The organism is Evansella vedderi (genome assembly GCF_030813435.1).
Taxonomy (GTDB): domain Bacteria; phylum Bacillota; class Bacilli; order Bacillales; family Salisediminibacteriaceae; genus Evansella; species Evansella vedderi.
This window is the reverse complement of the sequence record NZ_JAUSUG010000063.1, coordinates 1-1,097: the sequence shown is the minus strand read 5'-3', so window position 1 is coordinate 1,097 and position 1,097 is coordinate 1. Positions and strand designations below refer to the sequence as shown.

General features: G+C 38.2%; 1 protein-coding gene. It reads left to right on the top strand.

Annotated features, from left to right (window positions below; genetic code table 11):
- A partial coding sequence (locus tag J2S74_RS27330; RefSeq protein WP_307332920.1) for a transposase occupies window positions 1–1,097 on the top strand: 1,097 nt, incomplete at both ends.

Here is a 1,097-nt window from a genome sequence, read left to right as displayed (position 1 = left end):
GAATTAAACTATCCTGCAATGGTTCAAGCACTTGTGGTAAGACTTGTTGAAAGAATTCCTGAAATACAACTTCTAGTTGAACGTTTAAACTCAGATCTAAAGTTTAAGGTTGATTGTGGCTTTCTAATATCTGATCCAGTTCCGTCTGAAGCCTCATTTTCAAGGATGATTACAAAAATTAAAGATACAAATGTTCTTGAAGAGATTAACTCTCAAATAGTACTTGATGCGATCAATGAAGAATTTATTACGGCCCCCAATATCGCCATTGACTCCGGTCATTTTGAAGCGAGAGATCAAGCTCCTTCTAAAAAAGAAGAGAAACCAAAGTCTGAGCCAAAGAAACGCGGACGTAAGTCTAAGGCTGAACGTGAACAATGGTTAAAAGAGAAAGAAGCTGAGGAAGCCTCTTTGTCTATTTTTGAAAAGAAAATCGAAGATCAACTAGACGCTTCTTACGATGAACTTCATGATCAAATGCCACTTCACCCTACATGGGGTGTGAAAAAAAATAGTGAAGGGAAAAACGTGTATTGGTACGGTTATAAAGGCCATTTGGCTGTTGATACCAAAACTCAATTTATTCTCCATTCGCTTGTTTCCTCAGGTAGCCTAAACGATGGTAAAGCAGCTATACCTTTATTGAAAGGAATAGAGAGTAACTTTCCAAAACTTGGAATGGTCTTTGCACTAATGGATGCAGGGTATGATTACGATGCAATCTATGAACAAGTCCATCGAATGAAAGGGTATTCCATCATTGCTTACAACAAAAAGAATGAATCTGAGCCAATCGGGTTTGATGAGAATTTCGCTCCAACCTGTGTAAGAGAGCATTCCTATCGATACGATAGCTTCGATAAAAAATATCAAACGTTAAAATATACACGTCCCAAGGAATGTATCGATTGCCCTTTAGCAGAAGACTCATTATGTCAAAAGGTCTTCAAAATAAAAATAGAGTCTGATTTACGGCGCTATAGTGCACCAGCACGTGGTTCCATCGCCTGGAAAGAGCGATTCAAGGAACGTAGTTCCGTTGAAAGAGTCATTGGATACCTCAAAGAATTCTTTCAGTTGAACAATGTAAGATATCG